Genomic DNA, 21,597 nt, shown 5'->3' on the forward strand with positions numbered 1-21,597 from the left:
TAAAAACTAACCATTATGAGTAAAAAATCTAGACACCTTCTTGGTATTTTACTTACCATCATAATCGGTACAGTCTTGTACTGGTTTTTTTGTTGTCAATATTGCACCGGTAATATTGAGAATAACCAAAAAGATGTGTCCGTAGCACCAGAAGTAACTATCAAACCAATTACACTTAATGATCCAGATGGAGATTTTAATTTAGAAATTAAAGACAATTTTAGTTTCAAATTTTCAGATTACCATTTTATCGAGCCAATTTCACCCGAATTAAATCAAGGTTTAGATCAAATAGCAACTTATTTAAATAATCATCCTGAAAAATCACTTGATGTTAAAGGTTTTTACAAGTCTGTAGAGATTAATAACTCGGCATTTCCTACCATTGGGTTAGCACGTGCTAACGTGATAAAAAATCTTATGGCTTCAAAAGGTGTAAATTTTAAAAATATAAATACATATGGTGTTTTAGATAACGATTTAAATCGAGAAAATGATACTATAAACGGAGGTGTAAGCTTTAAAATCTCCGCATTTAAAGAAAGAAACTCTGATCAAGATGAAGCTTTAAAAGATTTAGCTAAAAGTATTAAAGCTAATCCGTTAATACTTCATTTTGAAACAGCTCAAACTAATATTGTTCTAACTAAAGAACAACGACAAAAAGTGGCAGATATGGTTGATTATGTATATAAAGTAGATGGTGCAAGTATTACGGTAACCGGACATACAGATAATCAAGGTAGCAGAGATACTAATATAAAAGTTGGGCAAGAAAGAGCAGATTTTGCTAAAAACTATTTAATAGATAACGGTATTTCTTCAAGTAAAATATCAAGTACTTCTTTAGGTCCAGATCAACCTATTGCAGATAACACTACTGAAGAAGGTAGAGCAGAAAACAGACGAGTTGTAATAACCATTAACTAAAAAAATAAAACCATGAGAATATTATTAATTAGCATACCGTGTTGGTTAATTCCTACTTTGGTAGGATTAATTTGTGCAATTTTAGGATACTTATTAGGTAAACTACTAAACAGAAGTAATGATAATAATGAAAATATTGATATTTATAAAAACCGAATTTCTAAATTAGAAACAGATTTAGCAGCTTGTATGTCAAGTAAAGAAGTGTCTCATTCTTCTGGATTAGCAAATACTATTGCTCCCAAAGCATCAGGTATTGAAGCTGTTGTTTTTAATGCAGATGCAGCTAAAGCAGCTTTAGGAAAAAAAATAAAAGAAAATGATCTAACTGTTGTTGAAGGTATTGGGCCAAAAATAAAAGAATTGTTCCATAATCATAACGTTACAACTTGGGCAGATTTAGCCAATTGTACAATAGAAAAATGTAAAGAAGTTTTAAAGTCTGGCGGAAAACGTTTTGAAATACATAAGCCAGGTACTTGGCCAAAACAAGCAGAAATGGCTGCTAAAGGCGAATGGCAAAAACTTAAAGATTGGCAAGATCAATTAGATGGAGGTAAATAAGAAACAATAAAGTTTTAAAAAGTAAAACCACTTTCTATTAGAAAGTGGTTTTTTATGTAAACCTTAATTCAATGCCGAAACTTTATCGGGAGAACTAAGATTTTTTTAAATGTTAATTAATACATTAAAACATTGTTTAATTAACTAATTTATAGACAGTTTTAAATTTATTTCTAACAATTATCTAGATTAACCGCTAACTGTATTTTACCTTTCTTAAAATTCTAATAGCATCTTTATATTTTTGATACACTTTGGGATGCTTTTTTAAATAAGGCTTTGCTTCATGAAGTTTATCTATGGCTTCATGAAATAAATTTAAATAACATATAAGATACGTTTCTGGTAGGTTGTTTAGATCTTGTAATTCTACTTTATTTAAAGAAATTCCTTTTTTAAGTTTTTCTAAAACAGAATTATTAGCATTGTAAATGTGATGTAATACTTTTTTGTCGTACTGTGGTGGATTGAAAACCAGGGTAGAATCTATATTATAATTTGCATTATCATTAAAACTAATAACAGTTTCTTCTAAAGGGTAATATTTATAATGGTCTTGAATACCTAGCTTTACATAATCTAAAATTGAAAACGAATTTTCATCATATTTTATAGCAACTTCATCTAAAGTTGAATAAAACAATCGTACTTGCTCGTTAACCAGTTCTATATCAACTCTAGAGTAAAATGTTTCGTCTTTAACGGTTTTTTTAATACCTGACCAACACACAATAAAATATTCTTTAAAAACAATATATTTTGGGTTGTAATCCTGTCTTTTCTGCATAAAATCCATAACGCCATCTAAAATATGCTGAATATTATTTTGAGCATGTTTCTCGATAGAAGCTACAATTTCTGAATTAACATCTTTAATCTCTATGTCAAAAACCTTAGGCATACTAATGCTACCTTCTCTAAAAAACACAGAGCCACCATAGTATTTCCAGATGTTTTTTCTTAAAGATGTAATACCTGTACTTGGTCTAATAGTTACTAGGCCAACTACTTTATGATCTGGTAGATGCGGAAAAGGAATATTTTCATATTGTACAATTGGCGGATTGGTTAAATAGGCATTTATTAAATTCTGAATTTTAGAATCGTCAAAAAAATCTACGCCTACTATTTTATTATCTTCGTCTTCTACGCCAATGACGATATAAGAATTATTTTTTGGGTTAGAGTTTGAAAGTGCACAGACGTGTTTTAAAAATTTAGCTTTTCCTTCCTTTTGGCCAATATCAATCTTTCGTTTTTTGTCATAAAAACTGTTCTCATCGTTATGAGCTAGTAAGTTTTTAATTAAAAGACGTTTATTGATCATATGTCTGTCATTACTGAATTGTTAAGGAAACTTTTTAAAGTGTTTCTAATTCTCTTTTTATATTCTCTCTAGCCTTATTTTCAAATTGTATTTTATAAGTTTTTGTAAAGTATAAAGTGTCTCGTTCTAAAAAGTGTTGAAGCACTTTTTTTCGACCAGATTTGTACATAAAATCAGGATATATTTTATACTCTTTTCTAATTTGTTGAGTATAATTTTTATAAGTTTCCCAATTAGATCCAAGAATCGATAAATCTAAATCTAATAGGTAAGCATTATCTTGATTTTGATTTAAAATTACGTTATGTTTTTTAGTTGAAAGGATTAGTTCTTCAACTTTTTTAATTGAGTTTAAACTGAAATTAAATGATTTAAGTCTGTTTTTAGCAAATGCTGCGCTTTTTTCTTCGTTGTCTTTTTTGGTTGATTTGTAGATAATATCGTGATACCAAATTGCAAATTTGATTTCTGGAAGATTAGCTATTTCATTTTTAATAGTTTCAAGTTGAACTAGCATATTATGAATATGTTCTAGATTATGATAATATCTTGATTTTTTTGAATACTGAGATTTAATGTCTTCCCAATAGTTATAGATTAAATCTTTATCACTAGAATAATTTGAAGCTAAAGCAATCCATTCATTTTTCAACCAATCTATCATAGGTTACTCTTTTTTCACAATAGTACTACTAGCTTGTGCAGTACAAAACATTAATACGTCTGCAAGGTTAACATGTGCAGGACGTGATACAGCAAAATAAATAACTTCGGCTACATCATCTGCTTGTAACGCTTTGTAACCAGTATAAACCGTATCTGCTTTGGCATCTCCTTTAAAACGTACTTTAGAGAATTCGGTTTCTACCAACCCAGGATTTATAGCTGTAACTTTAATCCCAAAAGGGTTAAGGTCAATACGCATACCTTCGGTAATGGCAACAACTGCATGTTTGCTTCCGCAGTAAACATTACCGTTAGGGTAGACTTCTTTTCCTGCCGAAGAGCCAATGTTAATAATGTGTCCGCTTTTACGCTCGGTCATATTTGGGATAATGGCTTTGCTTACGTAAAGCAAACCTTTAACGTTAATGTCCATCATTTTATCCCAATCTTCTAAATTTCCGCTTTGTATAGGATCTAATCCATGTGCATTTCCTGCATTATTAATTAAAATATCTATGGTTTTAAATGTTTCTGGTAAAGAATTTATTGCGTCAAAAACGGCAACTTTATCACTAACATCAAAATTAAGTGTATGTACGTTAGTTTGTTTTGATAAGGCTTTTTTAATGGTATCTAATCGCTCTTGACGTCTTCCGCAAAGTATAAGATTGATGCCATGTTTGGCAAATTGGTGTGCTGTAGCTCTTCCTATGCCGCTTGTTGCTCCTGTTATTAACGCAGTTTTAACCATTATGCTAAATTAAAGTTAAAGAATAATCTATGTTACAATTGATTGCGTAATCACTTATAAATAAAAACCTCAAGATATGAAGACTTTAAAAATTTTTAAACTAATTTCAATTACTTTTTTATCAATTTTCTTAGGAAGTTGTAGTGACGACGATTCAGATTCGCCTGCAACAGAGCAAACATCACAAATTTCTATTAAAATGGTCGATGCACCAGGAGATTTTGAACACGTTTATGTAGATGTGCAAGATGTCATGGTAAAGGTAAATGGAGATGTTAATAGTGACGCTGGTTGGGTAAGTTTAGGAGCCGAAAATACAGGTGTAGTAGACTTATTAGAATTAACAGGAGGTGTTAGTTTAGAACTAGCAAATGATTATGAAGTGCCATCAGGAACTTTAAATCAAATTAGATTGATTTTAGGTGAAAACAATACCGTTGTTATAGATGGTACAACCTATGATTTAAATACGCCAAGTGCACAACAATCGGGATTAAAAATTAATGTAAATACAACTTTAGAGCCTAATTATAATTACACATTTGTTTTAGACTTTGACGCTAATCAATCTATTGTATTTGCACCAGATGTAAGCAATATTAATTTAACACCTGTGATTAATGCAAGTATTGAAGCTGAAACTGGAGTAATTTCTGGTTTAGTAACAGATTTTGATACTTTAGGTTCTCAAGTAATGATTGAAGCTAATAACGGTGTAGATACTTTTACAACATACGCTAACGAAACAGGTAATTTTGTACTTGCAGCATTACCAGAAGGTAATTATACTGTAACACTTTCAGTAGAAACTTCTTTAGGGTTAGCAGATATAGTGTTTACAGACGTAGCTGTGGAAGCAGGACAAACAGTAACTTTAGATTCAATTTTATTTGAATAATTAAGGTACTTTATGACCTTGACAAGCTACTAATATTAAGAACCAATCTTCCAGTTCTAAATTAATTTTAGTAGCAGCATAAGCATCTTTTAAGCGTTGTTTTGTTGTAGTACCAACTACAGGAATAATGTTTGAAGGATGTTTTAGTATCCAAGCTAATAATAATTGATCTTCGGTAGCATTATATTTATCTAATAAAGCACCTAATTGCTTGTGTATACGTCTTGTTTGCTCTGTATCTTCTTTAAATACGTAACCTAATGGTGACCAAGACATTGGTTGTATATTGTTTAGCATCATGTGGTCTAAGGTACCATCATGCATTGCTGTATGTTGCGTTAAAGAAAACTCTATTTGATTAACCTCCACACCAACGTATTTATTTAATAAATCGGTTTGACTAGGTGTAAAATTAGAAACACCAAATGACTTTATTTTTCCTTCTTTTTTTAATGTTGATACTGCTTCAGCAACAACTTCTGGTTGTAATAATGGACTTGGTCTATGCAATAATAACAGATCTAAATAATCTGTTTTTAGATGTTTTAAGCTATTTTCGGCAGACCAAACGATATATTCTTTTGTGTAATTATAGTGTTTTACTTTTAAGTCTGGTCTAGACTTACCAATATACTGTATACCGCATTTGCTTATTAACTCTATTTGACTTCTTTTAATACCACTTTCCGCGAAAGCGTTACCAAAATCTGCTTCTGTGCTGTAGTCTCCATATATATCAGCGTGATCAAATGTATGTATGTTATTTTCTAAACAATGATGCATCAAATCTATCATTTCTTGTTTAGACAGTTTTTTTCCCCATTGTCCCCATGTCATTGTCCCTGCTGTAATTTTAGAAAAATTCATACTATATACTTTAGTTTTTATATTTGTGCTAATAATGTAAAATTACTCTTAAAAGTCTTATAAATTAAGAACTTTTAACCAATTCTTAACATCGGTAATTGAAAAAAAATTACAATTTGCAGAGCTTGAAATTATTAGAGTTTCAAATTCCTAAAAAACTAATTTATAATGGAAGATACTAGTACTGTTGATATTGCATCAATAAATGCAAAAATTGAAAAGGAAAGCGCATTTGTAGACTTACTTATGCTAGAGATGAATAAAGTAATTGTTGGACAAAAACACATGGTCGAGCGTTTACTAATTGGATTATTAGGACAAGGACATATTTTACTAGAAGGTGTGCCAGGTCTAGCAAAAACATTAGCTATTAATACGTTGTCACAAGCAATAGATGCTAGTTTTAGTAGGATACAATTTACACCAGATTTACTACCAGCAGACGTTATTGGTACATTAATTTATAATATAAAGGAAAACGACTTTACTATAAAAAAAGGTCCAATCTTTGCTAATTTTGTGTTAGCTGATGAGATTAACCGTGCGCCAGCAAAAGTACAATCGGCTTTATTAGAAGCTATGCAAGAAAAGCAGGTAACTATTGGTGACGAGACTTTTAAATTAGATAAGCCATTTTTAGTAATGGCAACTCAAAACCCAGTAGAACAAGAAGGAACATATCCTTTACCAGAAGCGCAAGTAGACCGTTTTATGCTAAAAACGATTATAGATTATCCAAAACAAGCCGAAGAGCAGCTAATCATGCGTGCTAATTTAAAAGGAGCTTGGGATAAAGTAAATCCAGTAGTGACTACAGAGCAAATTATAAGAGCACAACAAGCGGTAAGAGAAGTGTATATGGATGAAAAGATTGAAAAATACATTCTAGACATTATCTTCGCTACACGTTATCCAGAACAATATAGACTAGACGATTTAAAACCATTAATCTCTTTTGGTGCGTCGCCACGTGGTAGTATTAACTTAGCTACTGCAGCAAAATGTTACGCATTTATTAAGCGTCGTGGTTATGTAATTCCTGAAGATGTACGTGCTGTTGTACAAGATGTATTACGTCACCGTATCGGAATTACTTACGAAGCTGAAGCAGAAAATGTAACTGCAGAAGATATCGTAAACAAGATTGTAAACGAAATTGAAGTACCTTAATCAGTTGGCATTATTTAGTCAACAGTCTTCAGTAAAGTTTAATTTACCGAATTCTTTTAACTAAATACTATTTAGCACTGCAAACTGCACACTGAACACTGCATACTGAAACAATGGATACTAAAGAAATACTAAAAAAAGTTCGAAAAATAGAGATTAAGACACGTCGTTTGTCTGATCATATTTTTGGAGGCGAATACCATTCGACTTTCAAAGGTCGTGGTATGACTTTTTCTGAAGTACGCCAATACCAATTTGGTGACGATGTAAGAAACATCGATTGGAATGTTACCGCACGTTATAATGAGCCTTACGTAAAAGTTTTTGAAGAAGAACGCGAGCTAACCATGATGCTTATGGTAGACGTTTCTGGATCTGAATTTTTTGGAACAGAACAACAATTTAAAAACGAAATTATTACTGAAATCGCTGCTACTTTAGCCTTTTCGGCAACTCAAAATAACGATAAAATAGGTCTGATTTTATTTTCAGATGACATAGAACTTTACATACCGCCAAAAAAAGGAAGATCTCATGTATTGCGTATTATTCGTGAGTTAATCGAGTTTCAACCTAAAAGCAAACAAACCAATATTGCCGAAGCTTTAAAGTTTTTACGCAACGTCATGAAAAAGAAAGCAATTGTTTTTATGATGAGCGATTTTATTGCAGAAGATTACAAGCAAACCCTAAAAATAGCAGCTGGAAAGCACGATATAACAGGAATTAGAATTTACGATAAACATGAAGAAAACATACCAAATTTAGGTATGGTAAATATGCAAGACGATGAGTCTGGCGAGTTAATGTTAGTCAATACAAGTTCTAAAAAAGTAAGACAAGAATACGTAAAGTTTTATACGCAAAAGGTTGGCTACTTTAAAGATAGTTTTGCAAAATCTGGCGCAGGAAGTTTGTCTTGCAGAACCGATGAGAGTTACGTAAAAAAACTATTAGGCTATTTTAAAACAAGAGGATAAATTATCAGGTTTAGCGCAGTCGAAACCTAATTTAATATGAAGAAACAGTATTTAAAATATAACAAAGTAAACACAAAAGGCTTTTGGTCTTTAATCTTTTTTCTTTTCTCGTTTTTATCATTTGCGCAAGTCACATCATCAATAGATTCTACTTCTATAAAAATTGGTGAGCAAATCACCTATAAAATTGAAGTCGAAACCGATACAACTAACGCTGTTATTTTTCCTGAAGGACAAACATTTATGCCTTTAGAAATGATAGAATCCTATCAGCCAGACACTACAAAATACGACGCTAAATATAAACTGATTAAAAAGTACGGTTTAACACAGTTTGATTCTGGTAAATATGTTATCCCAAAGCAAAAAATAATCATTGGCGGAAAGACGTTTGCAACAGATAGTATGTTGGTTGAGGTTAACGATATAGTTGTAGATACAACCAAGCAAAAACTATACGATGTTAAACCAATGATAGACGTTAAAAAACCTTCTAGCAATTGGTGGTTATGGTTATTGCTAATTATTGCTATCGCAGCAATAATAGCCTTTTTAGTATATTGGTTTGTATGGCGAAAAAAACCGTTAACCGAAGAAGAAAAAATAGCACAATTACCACCTTACGATCGTGCAAAATTAGCCTTAAAGCAATTAGATGAAACCAAGTATTTAGAACGTGCCGAAATCAAAGAGTACTATTCTGAGCTAACCTTTATCATCAGAAAATATTTAGATGAAAAAGTTTACGACAAAGCATTAGAAAGTACTACAGATCAATTAATAGATCGATTAAATATTTTGCAAGAAGGTAATCAAATAGAGCTAAGCAAAGATGATATAAAAAATATTGAAGCTATTTTAAAACGTGCCGATTTGGTAAAATTTGCAAAATCTGCTCCAGATATCGAGCTTGCTAAATTAGATAGACAAACGGTAGATACAGAAATAGATCAAGTAAAAGACGCTTTACCAGAACCAAGCGAAGAAGAATTACTTAAAAACGAAGAATACCAAAAGCTAAAAGCTAAAAAAGAAAAGCAAAAAAAAATCTGGATTACAGCAGCAATTGCATTTATACTTTTAATAGGTACTGTTGGTGTTTTTAGTTATAAATACGGTATTAATTACGTTATAGATACGGTAACAGGTAAAGACACTAAACAATTATTAGAAGGCAATTGGGTTACTAGTCAGTATGGTTTTCCGCCAATGACAATTTCTACTCCAGAAGTATTAAAAAGAGAAGATGTTGAGGTAGAACAAAGTATAGCACGACCAATTACAAAAACAGCATTTAGTTACGTTCTAGAAAATCAGTTTTATGTAACCGTTTCTACCACAACAATAGAGGTTAATCCGCAAGCAGAAAACAAACCATCTGCAGAACAAAATATCCAAAAAGCAATAGAAGATAATTTTAAAGCACTAGAAGACAACGGAGCAAGAAACATCTTGCCTGTTAACGATAAGTTTGTTACACCTAATGGTGTTGAAGGCTTAAAAACATCAGGAACATTAGAGTTTCCTGTTGATGAAGCTAAAGAGAAATACGTATCAGGTCAGTTTGAATTATTAAGTTTTGCTAGTGAAAACGTCATGCAACAAGTTATGATATATTATCTAAAAGATGATGTCTATTTAGACCAAGTTGTAGAGCGTGTTTTAGCTTCAGTAGAATTAAAATCTAAAGAAGAATAATGTTACAAGGTATCACTTTTGAAAATAAAATATTTTTCTGGTTGCTGTTAGCATTACCACTAGCTATACTTTGGTATGTATTAAAACATAAACGTCAAACAGCTGAGCTTAAAATTTCAAGTTTAAAAGGATTTAAAACCAAACAATCTTGGTTGCCAAAATTAAAACATGTATTATTTGCATTACGATTAATTGCATTAGCCTTATTAATTACCGCGTTAGCACGACCACGAACTTCAGAAACTAAAAGCAAAACTAAAACCACACGAGGTATCGATATTGTTATGGCAATAGATGTATCTGCAAGTATGTTGGCTAAAGATTTGCGTCCAAACCGTTTAGAGGCTTTAAAAGATGTAGCGTCAGAATTTATTAAAGGCAGACCAAACGACCGTATAGGATTGGTCGAATATGCTGGAGAAAGTTACACCAAAACACCAATTACTAGCGATAAAGCTATTGTGTTACGCAGCTTAGACGAAATTAAATATAATACCATTATAGAAGGTGGTACAGCAATTGGTATGGGATTAGCCACTTCGGTTAACCGTTTAAAAGATAGTAAAGCAAAAAGCAAAGTCATTATTTTACTAACCGATGGAGTTAATAATTCTGGAGCAATAAACCCAACTATTGCTAGTGAGTTAGCTGTTGAGTTTGGTATTAAAGTCTACACCATTGGATTAGGTACAAATGGTATGGCATTGTCGCCTGTCGCAATATTACCAAACGGAAGATTTCAATACGATCGTGTACAAGTAGAAATTGATGAAGAACTACTAAAAAGTATAGCAACAGCAACTGGCGGTAAATATTTTAGAGCAACCAACAACCAAAAGTTAGCAGAGATTTACGACGAAATTAATAAACTAGAAAAAACAGAAATAGACGAGATAAAATTCACAACCTACCAAGAACATTTTAGACCATTTGTTATTGCAGCAATGGTATTGTTGTTGTTAGAATATTTAATGAGAATTACAGTCTTTAGAAGTTTTGTTTAAAAGAAATTCCGCGAAAGCGAAAAAATAAAAATTTATGTTTCAACTAGAAGAAAAAATATGGTTTTGGGCACTACTTATCATTCCGGTGATAGTTGTTTTCTTTTTGTTGCTACTGCTTTGGAAAAAGCAAACCCAAAAAAAGTTTGCAGACAAAGCTCTTTTAAAGCGATTAAGTCCAAATCAGTCGGTATTTAAATCTGTACTAAAAATAATCGTGTTAAGCTTAGCATTTGCAAGTTTAGCAATTGCGTTAGTTAATCCAAAAATTGGAACAAAGTTAGAAACCGTAAAGCGTGAAGGTGTAGATATTGTCTTTGCAATTGACGTGTCAAAAAGCATGTTGGCAGAAGATATTAAGCCAAATCGATTAGAAAAATCAAAGCAATTAGTATCTCAAATCATTAATAACTTAGGTAGCGACCGTGTTGGAATTATTGCTTACGCAGGAAAAGCGTTTCCGCAGTTACCAATAACTACAGATTATTCGGCAGCAAAACTGTTCTTACAAAACATGAACACAGACATGCTGTCTTCACAAGGAACAGCTATTAATGAAGCTATTTTACTTGCAAAAACGTATTATGACGATGATGAACAGACTAATCGCGTATTAGTGATTATTTCTGATGGAGAAGATCATAGTGAAGCTGCAGTGCAGGTTGCAGAACAAGCTAGCCAAGAAGGTATAAAAATCTTTACCATTGGTGTTGGAGAGACTAAAGGAGGACCAATTCCCTTAAAACGAAACGGAATCGTTACTGGATACAAAAAAGACAGTCAAGGCGAAACTGTAATTACTCGTTTAGATGAAACCACGTTAAAAAATATAGCAGCACAAGCCAACGGACAATACATAAAAGGAAGAACAACAGATAAGGTGGTAAACCAAATGAAAGACATTTTAAACAAAATGGACAAAACCGAATTTGAAGCCAAACAAATTGCCGATTTTAAAGACCAATTTCAGTGGTTTTTAGGCTTAGCAATTTTGCTGTTTTTTATAGATATTTTCCTTTTAGAACGTAAAACAGCTTGGCTAAAAAAATTAAATCTTTTTAATGAGAATTTATAAAACCCTTAACAGCAACAATTAGAGGTCTTTAGTATATTTACAAGTTGTTTTTTGATAAAAGCAGGCAGTATAAAAAAATGAAAAAAACATTAAGCTACATATTATTTTTCTTCACAATTGCACTTATAGCGCAAGATAAAAATGAAGAAAAAGCATTGCAAAAGCAGACTAATAAAGCATTATCTTATGTTGCAGAAGCTAATGATTATGCTAAAAGCGACGATTTTGTAAATGCAGAAATGGAGTACCGTAAAGCATTATCAACAAAACCAAGCTAGTCAGTTGGAGCTTATAATTTAGCTTATCAATATTACCAAAAAGGAAGTTTAGACGAAGCACTATACCGTAACCAACAAGCAGCAAAAAATGCAACTGATAAAGTTGAAAAACACAGAGCATTTCATAACATTGGTAATATTTTAATGAAAAAAGAAAAGTGTAAAGAAGCAGTAGAAGCTTATAAAAACGCACTACGTAATAATCCAAAAGATGACGAGACGCGCTATAATTTAGGTTTAGCAAAAGATTGTGCAAAAAACCAGCAAGACGACGAGCCTCAAGAAGACGATAAAGACGGAGAAAATAACCGTGATAAAGACGAAAACCAAAACGAGGACCAAAAAGAAAATAACGAAAAACAACAAGAAGACCAAGATCAAAAAGACCAGAAAGATCAAGGCGACCAAGATAAAAAAGAAGGCGATCAAGACCAAGATGGTAATCCTAAAGATAATAAAGATCAAGATAACAAGCAACAACAACCACAACAAGGACAATTATCGCCTCAGCAAATTAAAAATTTGCTAGAAGCTATGAATAATCAAGAACAAAAGGTACAAGAAAAAATAAATGCTCAAAAGGTAAAAGGAGCAAAAGTACAAACCGATAAAGATTGGTAAAAAATTATAAATTTGAAGCTTAATATTCAGAATTAAACCAATTAAAAGTGAAATTAATTAAACACATATTCATTTTATTACTTGCTATTGCACCAATATTTGCTTTAGCGCAAGATGAAGATGAAATAACGTTTCAAGCAAAAGTAAGTAAGAAAAAACTTGGCTTAAACGAACGTCTACGTGTCGATTTTGAGATGAATAAAGATGGAGATAATTTTAAATCTCCAAACTTTGATGGCTTTACCGTAGTAGGCGGACCAAATCAATCTGTTAGTCACTCTTGGTTTAATGGTAAACGTAATTTTTCAAAAACGTATAGTTACTTTTTAGCTCCAAAGCAAATGGGTACATCTACTATTAATCAAGCAACTATAGAGATTGATGGTATAACTTATAAAACATCTCCAATTACAATAAAAGTAACAAAACCAATAGAAGTACCAGAAGATCCTAACGATCCAGATTATATCTTAAAAGAAAGTATTCATTTGGTAACAGAAGTATCAAAAACTAACCCATATTTAAACGAGCCTATTACCGTTGTCTACAAACTTTATGTGGCACCAAAAGCAGGTATTAGCAACTTTAGAGAGATTGAAAGTCCAAAATTTAATGGGTTTTGGAGTCAAAATATAAATATAAAAGGATTAAAAGCACAAGAAGGAACTTATGATGGTGAAGAATATAGATATGTTGTATTAAGAAAAGCTGTACTATTTCCTCAAAAAACTGGAAAGTTACAAATAGAGCCACTTAGTTTAGATTTAACCATAGATGTTCCAACTAACAAAAGAGATCTTTTTGGAAGAAGAATTACAAATCAAGCACATAGAACTATTACTGCAAACCCAAGGTCTATAAATGTTAAAGATTTACCTTTAGAAGGAAGACCAGACAATTTTACTGGAGCTGTTGGAGACTTTGATTTTAATGTATCAGTATCTAAAACAGATTTAAATGCAACCGAAGCTTTAGATGCAAAAATAGAAGTTTCAGGTAACGGAAACCTTAAACTTTTTGAACTACCAAAATTTAAGGCACCAAGTGCATTAGAAGTTTATGAGCCAGAACACGAAGAAAATATTAGAACCAACTTATCAGGAATGCAAGGTAAAATTTCTGATAATTATACAATAGTACCTCAGTTTAAAGGCAAATTTCCAATACCACCAGTTACATTTTCGTATTTTGATTTAAAAACAGAAACATACAAAGAATTGTCTTCTGAAGAAATTGTTATTAATGTTTTAGAAGGTCCAGCTTATGCAGATGCCGATAATAATTTACCTACTAATACCTCAGGAAAACAACCAGTAGTTTTAAATGAAAATCAATTTGCATTTATAAAAACTAAGTCTAATTTTTCATCTATAAAAGAAGAAGATTTTTTCAATACAACAGCATTTTGGACAGGATTATTAGCGCCATTATTAGCAATACCTTTAGCATTAGTATATAGAAGAAAACGAGAAGAACGTAATGCAGATGTTGTTGGTAATAGATTAAGAAAAGCAGACCGATTAGCTAAAAAATACTTAAGCGAAGCTAAAAAAGCACTAGGTAATAAAGAAGCATTTTATATAGCATTAGAAAAAGCGTTACATAACTATTTAAAAGGACGTTTAAATATTGAAACAACAGACTTAAGCAAAGAAAAAATTAAAGAATTACTACTAAGCAGAAATGTAGAGAAAAACGTAATTTTAGATTTTGAAACGCTTTTAAAACATTGCGAATTGGCAAGATATACACCAATGACTCAAGTAGCAATGGAGCAAGATTACAATAATGCAGCTACAACAATTAGTATTATAGATAAACAACTAAAATAAAGTAGTTAGAAGATGAAAAAATTACTTTACATATTAGTCTTTGCACTTTCAGCAATAAGTTTAGCTCAAAATAATGAATTATTTGATCAAGCAAACGCATTATATAATGAAGGTAAATTTAGTGATGCTGTAAATAAATATGAAGCTATTATAAAAAATGGGCAACATTCTGCAGAGCTATATTACAACTTGGGGAATGCACATTATAAACTTAATAATATTGCACCTAGTATTTATTATTACGAAAAAGCGCTACAGTTAAAACCTAATGACAAAGAGATACTAAATAACATTGCTTACGCAAAAAATATGACTATTGATGATATAGAAGCAGTACCAAAATTAGGATTGTCAAGATTCTTAAATAAAGCAATAAATACATTGTCTTTTGATAATTGGGCTACTTTATCAATTATCTTCGTTGTAGGTTTTGTGTTGTTATTTGTAACCTATTTCTTCACATTTAGTACTTCAAAAAAACGATTAGCTTTTGTTTCTGGATTAGGAAGTTTATTAATAGGTTTAATCTGTTTATCTTTTGCCTTTAAAAAGCAAAACTTAGATAAGAATAATAATCCAGCTATAGTTTTTGCAAAAGAAACAGAAGTGAAATCTGAACCCAACTTGGGTAGCACAGAAGCTTTTGTACTTCATGAAGGTACCAAAGTTCAAGTTTTAGATACTATTAATAATTGGAAAAAAATAAAACTTGCAGATGGTAAAACAGGTTGGATAATATCTGGAGACATAAAATTACTAAATACTTTTTAGTATATTTGCCTTTAAAAAATACTAAAAAAGCTATATTTGTTTCTTACCTAATCAGACTATGTCTAAACAATTAGTATCTATATTTTTTTCAATTTTATTTTTTGGGCTAATTACAGCTCCATCAATTATTATTGCTATAGATGCAGATGTAGATGTTTCTATTTTGTATAGTGTCTCTGAAGAGGAAGAAGAAAACAAAAGCATAAAACTAGTAGTAACAGAACAAAAAGAAACTACAGAAAGTATTTATAAAAAAATTGCTTTTCAAAAGTTAGACTATTTGTTTAAATCTTACACAAAACCAGCACTTAATTTAATATCTCCACCTCCAGAAATTTTCATATTATAATTTTGTTTATATGAGACTGTAAAGTCTTCTCTTTTATTAACTTTTTAAAGTTACCTTGGTAAAAAGGTAACAATCAAACTTTATAATATGTTTAAATATATTAAAAACGATTTACCGGCAAGTATAGTCGTATTTTTTGTAGCATTACCATTATGTTTAGGTATTGCTTTAGCTAGTGGCGCACCATTATTTTCTGGACTAATTGCAGGGATTATAGGTGGTATTGTAGTAGGATCATTAAGTGGTTCTAAAATTGGTGTAAGTGGTCCAGCAGCAGGTCTGGCAGCAATTGTATTAACTGCTATTGGTACTTTAGGTGGTTACGAAAACTTCCTAGTAGCAGTTGTTTTAGGAGGTATTATCCAATTAGTTTTTGGATTATTAAGATTAGGAATCATAGGTTACTACTTTCCTTCTTCAGTAATTAAGGGAATGTTAACGGGTATTGGTATTATCATTATTTTAAAACAAATCCCTCACTTTTTTGGATACGATCCAGATCCAGAAGGTGATTTTGCTTTTTTTCAAGTAGATGGTGAAAATACATTTTCTGAAATTTTAAATTCGATTAATCATATTACACCAGGATCGTTATTAATTGGTGTTATCGGTTTAGGCATTCTATTATTATGGAGTAATGTGTTATCCAAAAAAGGTAAAATATTTCAATTAATACAAGGTCCATTAGTAGCAGTTGTTGTTGGTATTATCTTTTATGTGTTAACTAAAGATAGTTCAAGTATGGCAATTCAAAGTTCGCATTTAGTTAGTGTACCTGTTCCAGAAGATTTTTCGTCATTTTTAGGGCAATTTAGTTTTCCTAATTTTTCAGTAATAACTAATCCAGAAATATGGGTTGTAGCCTTTACTATTGCATTAGTTGCAAGTTTAGAAACACTACTATGTGTAGAGGCAACAGATAAATTAGATCCTTATAAAAATGTAACACCTACTAATCGCGAGTTATTAGCACAAGGTACCGGAAATATCCTTTCTGGTATGATTGGAGGATTACCTATTACGCAAGTAATTGTTCGTAGTTCGGCAAATATCCAATCTGGAGGACGCAGTAAAATGTCGGCAATTATTCATGGTTTCTTTTTATTGATTTCTGTAATATTAATACCTAAATTGTTAAATATGATACCTTTGTCTGTGTTAGCTGCAATCTTATTAATAGTAGGTTATAAACTTGCAAAACCAGCTTTATTTAAAACAATGTACAATTTAGGTTGGAAACAATTTTTACCATTTATTGTTACCGTTACAGGTATTGTATTTACAGATTTACTAAAAGGAATTGGTTTAGGTTTAGCAGTTGGTATTGTAGTAATACTAATAAAAAGTTACCAAAACTCACACTTTTTACATAAAGAAGGAGAAGATGTAGACGATGGTAAAATTAAAATGACACTTGCAGAAGAAGTAACCTTCTTTAATAAAGGAGCAATTTTAAAAGAATTAGATCGTTTACCAGAAGATTCTTACTTAGAATTAGACGTAAGAAAAACACGCTATTTAGATAATGATATTATCGAGATTTTAGAAGACTTTTCAATTAAAGCAAAAGAAAGAAATATCAATATCAAGTTAATTTCAGAAAGAGGAACGATAGAAAACCCAGAAAGTTTTATAGAGTTCTTTAAATTAAAACCTAAAACACAATTAAACTAACAAACAACACAATAGAAGATAATATGAAAGCACATACTAAAGAAACACAAGCTACAATGACTCCAGAAAAGTCATTACAGTTTTTAAAAGAAGGGAATCAAAGATTTCAGCAAAACTTAAAAGCAAATCGTAATTTATTAGAGCAAGTTAATGATACAAGCGAAGGACAATTTCCGTTCGCAACAATATTAAGTTGTATAGATTCTCGTGTATCTGCCGAGCTTGTTTTTGATCAAGGATTAGGAGATATTTTTAGCGTACGTATTGCAGGTAACTTTGTAAACGAAGATATCTTAGGAAGCATGGAGTTTGCTTGCAAATTAGCAGGAACAAAACTAATTGTAGTATTAGGTCACACAAGTTGTGGTGCAGTAAAAGGTGCATGTGATCATGCCGAAATGGGTAACCTAACCAAGTTAATCCAGAAAATAACACCAGCTGTAAATGCAGTTTCAGAACCAAAGGATGAGAGTTTAAGAAACTCTAAAAACTTAGAATTTGTAGATGAAGTATCAAAGAAAAACGTAGAACTTACAATAGATCGCATCCATGCAGAAAGTCCAATACTTTCTGAAATGGAAAAAAATGGCGAAATTAAAATTATAGGCGCTATGTACGATATTAATACAGGTGGTGTACAGTTTTACGAATAAGATTAACATGAAAAAGAACACATTTGCAGCATTACTAGTTTTAGTAATGCTGCCTTTTTTAGGGTTAAGTCAAAATAGCGAATTAGGTAATTGGTTAATCGTTTTTGGTAATAAACAATTAAATAGTAAATGGAATTTACATGCCGAAGTCCAATACCGTAATTACGATGCTATAGGCGATCTAGAGCAACTACTGTTAAGAACAGGAATAGGATATAATCTAACCGAAAATAACAACAATCTACTATTAGGTTACGGTTACATAAAATCTGAAAATTACATAGGTCAAACAGACGATAAAATTAATGTAAACGAACACAGAATTTTTCAGCAGTTTATAACAAAACAGCACCAAAACAGATTAAATATAACACACCGTTATAGGTTTGAACAACGTTTTGTAGAAGACGATTTTAAAATGCGATTAAGATACTTCCTATCTCTAAATTATCCATTAAATCATAAAAATTTAGAAGATAAAACATGGTATTTATCAAGTTATAACGAGCTGTTTATTAATACCAAAAATGATTTGTTTGAACGTAACAGGATATATTTTGGTACAGGATATAAACTAAATAAAGCTATAAAATTTGAGCTAGGTTGGATGAATCAAATATTCAGTTCAGGATCCAGAGATCAAATAAACATGATAGCATTTATTAACTTTTAAATAAAAATAAGAAGGTAATGGTACTTAAGCTTGCACGTCGTTAGTCTATTCAGCAGGATCTATAATATCATTATCTTCATCTAAAGTTTCATCATCAGATTTAATAATATCAGGAAAAATCATTGGTGCCAGACCCTTAACAGGTTTGTAAAGTAAAGAATCTTCAATATTCTCTTCATCAACAAACGTAATCGTGTTATTCATTTTATCAAAAACAATAAGTAACACACTTAAAATTAATCCAATTTTTAAAGCACCAAAAACAGCACCTAAAAGTTTGTTTAAAATACCTAAAGAGGCAAAATCTGCTAATTTGGTAAGCGCTTTACCAGCCAAACTAATTAGTAAAATAATAACAACAAAAGTTATAGCAAAAGCAGTAATATTAATAGTTTTCTCGTCCCATTCGGTCTTATTCTCTAAAAAGTTAGCTACAAAATAACTAAAATGTATAGCACCGTAAACACCACCAACAAGAGCAATAATAGAAGCTAATTCAACAAAAAGACCTTTAAACAATCCGCGTATTAAACCAAACAAAATTAACGCACCTAAAACAATATCTATAACCGCCATAAAGTTTACAATTTAAACAAATATAAACTAACTTTGCAACTTTAATAAAATTATGTCTAGAGACGAACAATTAAAACAACGCTGGGAAGAGATAGTAACCAAATTGTCTAATCAATTTGCAGATGGAGATACCTTAGATTTAGACGCAATAATCTACTTAATTGGTGTGCAAGAGTTGGGACAATTACATCGCAGATTTAAAAAAGATCACAAATTAGATTTAATGCACATAGCCATATGTAAACTATTAGAACCTTACGGCTATTATGAGTTTGATTTTGTTGATGAAGATGGTTGGCCACACTATAAAATAAAAGAGCAATTACCAACATTAAAAGCAGGAGAACAGTCCATTTTAATGAAAGAAGCCATAGTAAACTACTTTTTAGAAACCAACTATATACAATAATTTTTACAGCGTTACCCTATCGGGTCAGGCTCTCGCAAGTCGCAATCAAAGATGTGCTCCAACAATTGCTCCATCCTTAACGCGTCAATCCGCCAACAAAAAGCTTACACTAAGTAAGGTGTAAACCATAAAAAATAGTAAATTTGCCCTTTATTTTATGATGTCATGATAGATAAGATTAAAGAGCTTATAGCCGAAGCAGAAGCGTTTAAAGCACAAACCAAAGAAGAGGTAGAAGCATACCGTATTAAACTTTTAGGACAAAAAGGATTAGTAAAACAATACTTTGCCGAGTTTAAAAACGTAGCTAACGACCAAAAGAAAGAGTTTGGACAAGCCATAAACAAGTTAAAACAAACGGCGCAAGACAAAGTAAACCAGCTAAAAGAAGAGTTAGATAATAATGCTCCAGAAACAAGCATATCTGGTGATTTATCAAGACCAGGCGAACCTTTAATTATCGGTTCTCGTCATCCAATTTCAATAGTAAAAAATCAAATAATAGATATCTTTTCTAATATCGGTTTTAACGTTAGTGAAGGACCAGAAATAGAAGACGATTGGCATAACTTTACAGCATTAAACCTACCAGAATATCATCCAGCAAGAGATATGCAGGACACGTTTTTTGTGCAAACTAATCCAGATATTTTATTACGTACACATACCAGTTCTGTACAAGTACGCTACATGGAAAATAATCAACCACCAATACGTACAATATCACCAGGTAGAGTTTATCGTAACGAAGCTATTTCTGCACGTTCGCATTGTTTTTTTCATCAGGTAGAAGGATTATACATAGATAAAGATGTAAGTTTTGCAGATTTAAAACAAACGCTTCAATATTTTACAACCGAGTTGTTTGGAAAGTCTAAAATAAGACTTCGTCCATCTTACTTCCCGTTTACAGAGCCTAGCGCAGAAATTGATGTATATTGGGGATTAGAAACCGAAACTGATTACAAAATAACCAAAGGAACAGGTTGGTTAGAAATTGGTGGTTGTGGTATGGTAGATCCAAATGTATTATCCAATTGTAAAATAGATCCAGAAGAATACTCTGGTTTTGCATTTGGAGTTGGTATAGACCGTATAGCAATGTTATTACATCAAATAGGAGATATTAGATTATTAAGCGAAAACGATGTACGATTCTTAGAGCAATTCAAATCAGCTTTATAATAAATTAACAATGAATTATAGTTAAAGGCTAATATGTTAAGAAATTTACATATTAGCCTTTTTTATTTAACAACAAATTAACTTCGTTTAGTTCGGTTTGTTCCGAACCTATTGTATTTTTGCGGCATAATTTTTTAGAATAATTTATGATTAAAGATATATGTAGCAAAAAAATGGCACTGGTTGAAAAACTTGGTGTGCATTTAGAAGGTAGAGAAAACCTAGCGCCTGTTGCTGCGCGCATTATGGCGTACGTGATTTTAACAGGTAAGCGCGGTACTACGTTTGATGAAATGGTTACTGTACTTCAAGCTAGTAAAAGCACCATTTCTACGCATTTAAACCACTTACAAGATTTAAAGAAACTAGAATACTTCACTAAAACAGGTGATCGTAAAAAATATTTCATCATTAATAAAGATTCTGTTTTACATCATATTAATGAAATGATAAAACAATGGGAAGAAGTTGCGGCACTTCACAAAGAAATGAAAGCATACAAAGAAGCCATTAACGAACATATTACAGATGAAGAAGAAAAATTCGATTTAACCTTTCATAACGATTATTTGCGATTTGTAGAAGATGCTTCGGCTTCAATAGAAAACTTAAAAGAAAACCTAATTAAAAATAAATTCAACCTTTAAAA

At 31.4% G+C, this 21,597-nt stretch carries 24 protein-coding genes; 19 read left to right on the forward strand and 5 right to left on the reverse strand.

Annotated elements, in window-relative coordinates:
- The first annotated feature begins 15 nt into the window (after positions 1 to 15).
- Both WA340_RS06075 and WA340_RS06080 read left to right on the forward strand, forming a co-directional pair.
- A complete protein-coding gene (locus WA340_RS06075) occupies positions 16 to 930 on the forward strand; it encodes an OmpA family protein (RefSeq protein ID WP_336127905.1) in 915 nt (304 codons plus the stop codon).
- 12 nt (positions 931 to 942) lie between these two features.
- Positions 943 to 1,494, forward strand: coding sequence for a hypothetical protein (locus tag WA340_RS06080; protein ID WP_336127906.1), 552 nt, complete (start codon positions 943 to 945; stop codon positions 1,492 to 1,494).
- Positions 1,495 to 1,690: 196 nt separating this feature from the next.
- Here WA340_RS06080 and WA340_RS06085 read toward each other — a convergent pair whose 3' ends face one another.
- Genes WA340_RS06085 through WA340_RS06095 form a run of 3 tightly spaced genes read right to left on the reverse strand, consistent with a single transcriptional unit; the run spans position 1,691 to position 4,238 of the window.
- Positions 1,691 to 2,821 (reverse strand): ATP-binding protein, encoded by a 1,131-nt coding sequence (locus WA340_RS06085; RefSeq protein ID WP_336127908.1) that lies wholly within the window; start codon positions 2,819 to 2,821, stop codon positions 1,691 to 1,693.
- A gap of 34 nt (positions 2,822 to 2,855) precedes the next feature.
- Positions 2,856 to 3,485 (reverse strand): HD domain-containing protein, encoded by a 630-nt coding sequence (locus WA340_RS06090; RefSeq protein WP_336127910.1) that lies wholly within the window; start codon positions 3,483 to 3,485, stop codon positions 2,856 to 2,858.
- A gap of 3 nt (positions 3,486 to 3,488) precedes the next feature.
- Positions 3,489 to 4,238 (reverse strand): SDR family NAD(P)-dependent oxidoreductase, encoded by a 750-nt coding sequence (locus tag WA340_RS06095; RefSeq protein WP_336127912.1) that lies wholly within the window; start codon positions 4,236 to 4,238, stop codon positions 3,489 to 3,491.
- A 76-nt stretch (positions 4,239 to 4,314) separates the two neighbouring features.
- Between WA340_RS06095 and WA340_RS06100 the strand changes: the two genes are divergently transcribed.
- Positions 4,315 to 5,136 carry a DUF4382 domain-containing protein gene (locus tag WA340_RS06100; RefSeq protein WP_336127914.1) on the forward strand — a complete coding sequence of 274 codons (822 nt, stop codon included), beginning with the start codon at positions 4,315 to 4,317 and terminating at the stop codon, positions 5,134 to 5,136.
- Here the strand turns inward: WA340_RS06100 and WA340_RS06105 are convergent, their stop codons facing one another.
- Positions 5,137 to 6,003: an aldo/keto reductase gene (locus WA340_RS06105; protein ID WP_336127916.1), complete on the reverse strand. Its 867-nt coding sequence runs from the start codon at positions 6,001 to 6,003 to the stop codon at positions 5,137 to 5,139.
- A gap of 168 nt (positions 6,004 to 6,171) precedes the next feature.
- Here WA340_RS06105 and WA340_RS06110 point away from each other — a divergent pair, with 168 nt between their 5' ends.
- The 13 genes from WA340_RS06110 to WA340_RS06170 all read left to right on the forward strand — a co-directional run bounded on the left by WA340_RS06110 (position 6,172) and on the right by WA340_RS06170 (position 18,778).
- A complete protein-coding gene (locus WA340_RS06110) occupies positions 6,172 to 7,173 on the forward strand; it encodes an AAA family ATPase (protein ID WP_027879681.1) in 1,002 nt (333 codons plus the stop codon).
- A gap of 113 nt (positions 7,174 to 7,286) precedes the next feature.
- Positions 7,287 to 8,153 (forward strand): DUF58 domain-containing protein, encoded by an 867-nt coding sequence (locus WA340_RS06115; RefSeq protein WP_336127919.1) that lies wholly within the window; start codon positions 7,287 to 7,289, stop codon positions 8,151 to 8,153.
- Between the two features lie 36 nt (positions 8,154 to 8,189).
- The gene (locus tag WA340_RS06120; RefSeq protein ID WP_336127920.1) at positions 8,190 to 9,851 is read left to right on the forward strand and encodes a hypothetical protein; all 1,662 of its coding nucleotides are present in this window, start codon (positions 8,190 to 8,192) and stop codon (positions 9,849 to 9,851) included.
- Positions 9,851 to 10,855 carry a vWA domain-containing protein gene (locus tag WA340_RS06125; protein WP_106677080.1) on the forward strand — a complete coding sequence of 335 codons (1,005 nt, stop codon included), beginning with the start codon at positions 9,851 to 9,853 and terminating at the stop codon, positions 10,853 to 10,855. Before WA340_RS06120 ends, WA340_RS06125 begins: the two co-directional genes overlap by 1 nt.
- Positions 10,856 to 10,889: 34 nt before the next feature.
- Complete coding sequence (locus tag WA340_RS06130; RefSeq protein ID WP_336127922.1) at positions 10,890 to 11,927, forward strand: VWA domain-containing protein; 1,038 nt, start codon at positions 10,890 to 10,892, stop codon at positions 11,925 to 11,927.
- A gap of 77 nt (positions 11,928 to 12,004) precedes the next feature.
- Positions 12,005 to 12,205 carry a hypothetical protein gene (locus WA340_RS06135; protein WP_336127924.1) on the forward strand — a complete coding sequence of 67 codons (201 nt, stop codon included), beginning with the start codon at positions 12,005 to 12,007 and terminating at the stop codon, positions 12,203 to 12,205.
- 144 nt (positions 12,206 to 12,349) lie between these two features.
- Positions 12,350 to 12,826 carry a tetratricopeptide repeat protein gene (locus WA340_RS06140; protein WP_336127927.1) on the forward strand — a complete coding sequence of 159 codons (477 nt, stop codon included), beginning with the start codon at positions 12,350 to 12,352 and terminating at the stop codon, positions 12,824 to 12,826.
- Positions 12,827 to 12,873: 47 nt separating this feature from the next.
- Entirely contained in the window at positions 12,874 to 14,658 is a 1,785-nt protein-coding gene (locus WA340_RS06145) for a BatD family protein (protein WP_336127928.1), read from the forward strand.
- A gap of 12 nt (positions 14,659 to 14,670) precedes the next feature.
- Positions 14,671 to 15,429 carry a tetratricopeptide repeat protein gene (locus tag WA340_RS06150; protein WP_336127930.1) on the forward strand — a complete coding sequence of 253 codons (759 nt, stop codon included), beginning with the start codon at positions 14,671 to 14,673 and terminating at the stop codon, positions 15,427 to 15,429.
- A 58-nt stretch (positions 15,430 to 15,487) separates the two neighbouring features.
- The gene (locus WA340_RS06155) at positions 15,488 to 15,778 is read left to right on the forward strand and encodes a hypothetical protein (RefSeq protein ID WP_336127932.1); all 291 of its coding nucleotides are present in this window, start codon (positions 15,488 to 15,490) and stop codon (positions 15,776 to 15,778) included.
- A gap of 87 nt (positions 15,779 to 15,865) precedes the next feature.
- A complete protein-coding gene (locus WA340_RS06160; protein WP_336127934.1) occupies positions 15,866 to 17,452 on the forward strand; it encodes a SulP family inorganic anion transporter in 1,587 nt (528 codons plus the stop codon).
- Between the two features lie 23 nt (positions 17,453 to 17,475).
- The gene (locus WA340_RS06165) at positions 17,476 to 18,105 is read left to right on the forward strand and encodes a carbonic anhydrase family protein (protein WP_336127935.1); all 630 of its coding nucleotides are present in this window, start codon (positions 17,476 to 17,478) and stop codon (positions 18,103 to 18,105) included.
- A 7-nt stretch (positions 18,106 to 18,112) separates the two neighbouring features.
- Positions 18,113 to 18,778: a DUF2490 domain-containing protein gene (locus tag WA340_RS06170; RefSeq protein ID WP_336127937.1), complete on the forward strand. Its 666-nt coding sequence runs from the start codon at positions 18,113 to 18,115 to the stop codon at positions 18,776 to 18,778.
- Between the two features lie 45 nt (positions 18,779 to 18,823).
- On the opposite strand, the gene WA340_RS06175 is transcribed toward WA340_RS06170, so the two are convergent.
- Complete coding sequence (locus WA340_RS06175; protein WP_336127938.1) at positions 18,824 to 19,354, reverse strand: CvpA family protein; 531 nt, start codon at positions 19,352 to 19,354, stop codon at positions 18,824 to 18,826.
- A gap of 52 nt (positions 19,355 to 19,406) precedes the next feature.
- Here WA340_RS06175 and WA340_RS06180 point away from each other — a divergent pair, with 52 nt between their 5' ends.
- The 3 genes from WA340_RS06180 to WA340_RS06190 all read left to right on the forward strand — a co-directional run bounded on the left by WA340_RS06180 (position 19,407) and on the right by WA340_RS06190 (position 21,595).
- Positions 19,407 to 19,763: a hypothetical protein gene (locus tag WA340_RS06180; RefSeq protein ID WP_027879668.1), complete on the forward strand. Its 357-nt coding sequence runs from the start codon at positions 19,407 to 19,409 to the stop codon at positions 19,761 to 19,763.
- 165 nt (positions 19,764 to 19,928) lie between these two features.
- The gene (gene pheS / locus WA340_RS06185) at positions 19,929 to 20,948 is read left to right on the forward strand and encodes a phenylalanine--tRNA ligase subunit alpha (RefSeq protein ID WP_027879667.1); all 1,020 of its coding nucleotides are present in this window, start codon (positions 19,929 to 19,931) and stop codon (positions 20,946 to 20,948) included.
- A 146-nt stretch (positions 20,949 to 21,094) separates the two neighbouring features.
- A complete protein-coding gene (locus tag WA340_RS06190) occupies positions 21,095 to 21,595 on the forward strand; it encodes a GbsR/MarR family transcriptional regulator (protein WP_336127940.1) in 501 nt (166 codons plus the stop codon).
- The last annotated feature ends 2 nt before the right edge of the window (positions 21,596 to 21,597 follow it).

It is taken from the genome of Mesoflavibacter sp. CH_XMU1422-2 (assembly GCF_037029245.1).
In the GTDB taxonomy this organism is placed as follows: Bacteria; Bacteroidota; Bacteroidia; order Flavobacteriales; family Flavobacteriaceae; genus Mesoflavibacter; species Mesoflavibacter zeaxanthinifaciens.

What these genes read in the sequence shown, in the direction of transcription:
- WA340_RS06075 (WP_336127905.1), top strand. Translation starts at nt 16, where the DNA reads ATGAGTAAAAAATCTAGACACCTTCTTGGTATTTTACTTACCATCATA.
- WA340_RS06080 (WP_336127906.1), top strand. Translation starts at nt 943, where the DNA reads ATGAGAATATTATTAATTAGCATACCGTGTTGGTTAATTCCTACTTTG.
- WA340_RS06085 (WP_336127908.1), bottom strand. Translation starts at nt 2,821, where the DNA reads ATGATCAATAAACGTCTTTTAATTAAAAACTTACTAGCTCATAACGAT.
- WA340_RS06090 (WP_336127910.1), bottom strand. Translation starts at nt 3,485, where the DNA reads ATGATAGATTGGTTGAAAAATGAATGGATTGCTTTAGCTTCAAATTAT.
- WA340_RS06095 (WP_336127912.1), bottom strand. Translation starts at nt 4,238, where the DNA reads ATGGTTAAAACTGCGTTAATAACAGGAGCAACAAGCGGCATAGGAAGA.
- WA340_RS06100 (WP_336127914.1), top strand. Translation starts at nt 4,315, where the DNA reads ATGAAGACTTTAAAAATTTTTAAACTAATTTCAATTACTTTTTTATCA.
- WA340_RS06105 (WP_336127916.1), bottom strand. Translation starts at nt 6,003, where the DNA reads ATGAATTTTTCTAAAATTACAGCAGGGACAATGACATGGGGACAATGG.
- WA340_RS06110 (WP_027879681.1), top strand. Translation starts at nt 6,172, where the DNA reads ATGGAAGATACTAGTACTGTTGATATTGCATCAATAAATGCAAAAATT.
- WA340_RS06115 (WP_336127919.1), top strand. Translation starts at nt 7,287, where the DNA reads ATGGATACTAAAGAAATACTAAAAAAAGTTCGAAAAATAGAGATTAAG.
- WA340_RS06120 (WP_336127920.1), top strand. Translation starts at nt 8,190, where the DNA reads ATGAAGAAACAGTATTTAAAATATAACAAAGTAAACACAAAAGGCTTT.
- WA340_RS06125 (WP_106677080.1), top strand. Translation starts at nt 9,851, where the DNA reads ATGTTACAAGGTATCACTTTTGAAAATAAAATATTTTTCTGGTTGCTG.
- WA340_RS06130 (WP_336127922.1), top strand. Translation starts at nt 10,890, where the DNA reads ATGTTTCAACTAGAAGAAAAAATATGGTTTTGGGCACTACTTATCATT.
- WA340_RS06135 (WP_336127924.1), top strand. Translation starts at nt 12,005, where the DNA reads ATGAAAAAAACATTAAGCTACATATTATTTTTCTTCACAATTGCACTT.
- WA340_RS06140 (WP_336127927.1), top strand. Translation starts at nt 12,350, where the DNA reads ATGAAAAAAGAAAAGTGTAAAGAAGCAGTAGAAGCTTATAAAAACGCA.
- WA340_RS06150 (WP_336127930.1), top strand. Translation starts at nt 14,671, where the DNA reads ATGAAAAAATTACTTTACATATTAGTCTTTGCACTTTCAGCAATAAGT.
- WA340_RS06155 (WP_336127932.1), top strand. Translation starts at nt 15,488, where the DNA reads ATGTCTAAACAATTAGTATCTATATTTTTTTCAATTTTATTTTTTGGG.
- WA340_RS06160 (WP_336127934.1), top strand. Translation starts at nt 15,866, where the DNA reads ATGTTTAAATATATTAAAAACGATTTACCGGCAAGTATAGTCGTATTT.
- WA340_RS06165 (WP_336127935.1), top strand. Translation starts at nt 17,476, where the DNA reads ATGAAAGCACATACTAAAGAAACACAAGCTACAATGACTCCAGAAAAG.
- WA340_RS06170 (WP_336127937.1), top strand. Translation starts at nt 18,113, where the DNA reads ATGAAAAAGAACACATTTGCAGCATTACTAGTTTTAGTAATGCTGCCT.
- WA340_RS06175 (WP_336127938.1), bottom strand. Translation starts at nt 19,354, where the DNA reads ATGGCGGTTATAGATATTGTTTTAGGTGCGTTAATTTTGTTTGGTTTA.
- WA340_RS06180 (WP_027879668.1), top strand. Translation starts at nt 19,407, where the DNA reads ATGTCTAGAGACGAACAATTAAAACAACGCTGGGAAGAGATAGTAACC.
- pheS (WP_027879667.1), top strand. Translation starts at nt 19,929, where the DNA reads ATGATAGATAAGATTAAAGAGCTTATAGCCGAAGCAGAAGCGTTTAAA.
- WA340_RS06190 (WP_336127940.1), top strand. Translation starts at nt 21,095, where the DNA reads ATGATTAAAGATATATGTAGCAAAAAAATGGCACTGGTTGAAAAACTT.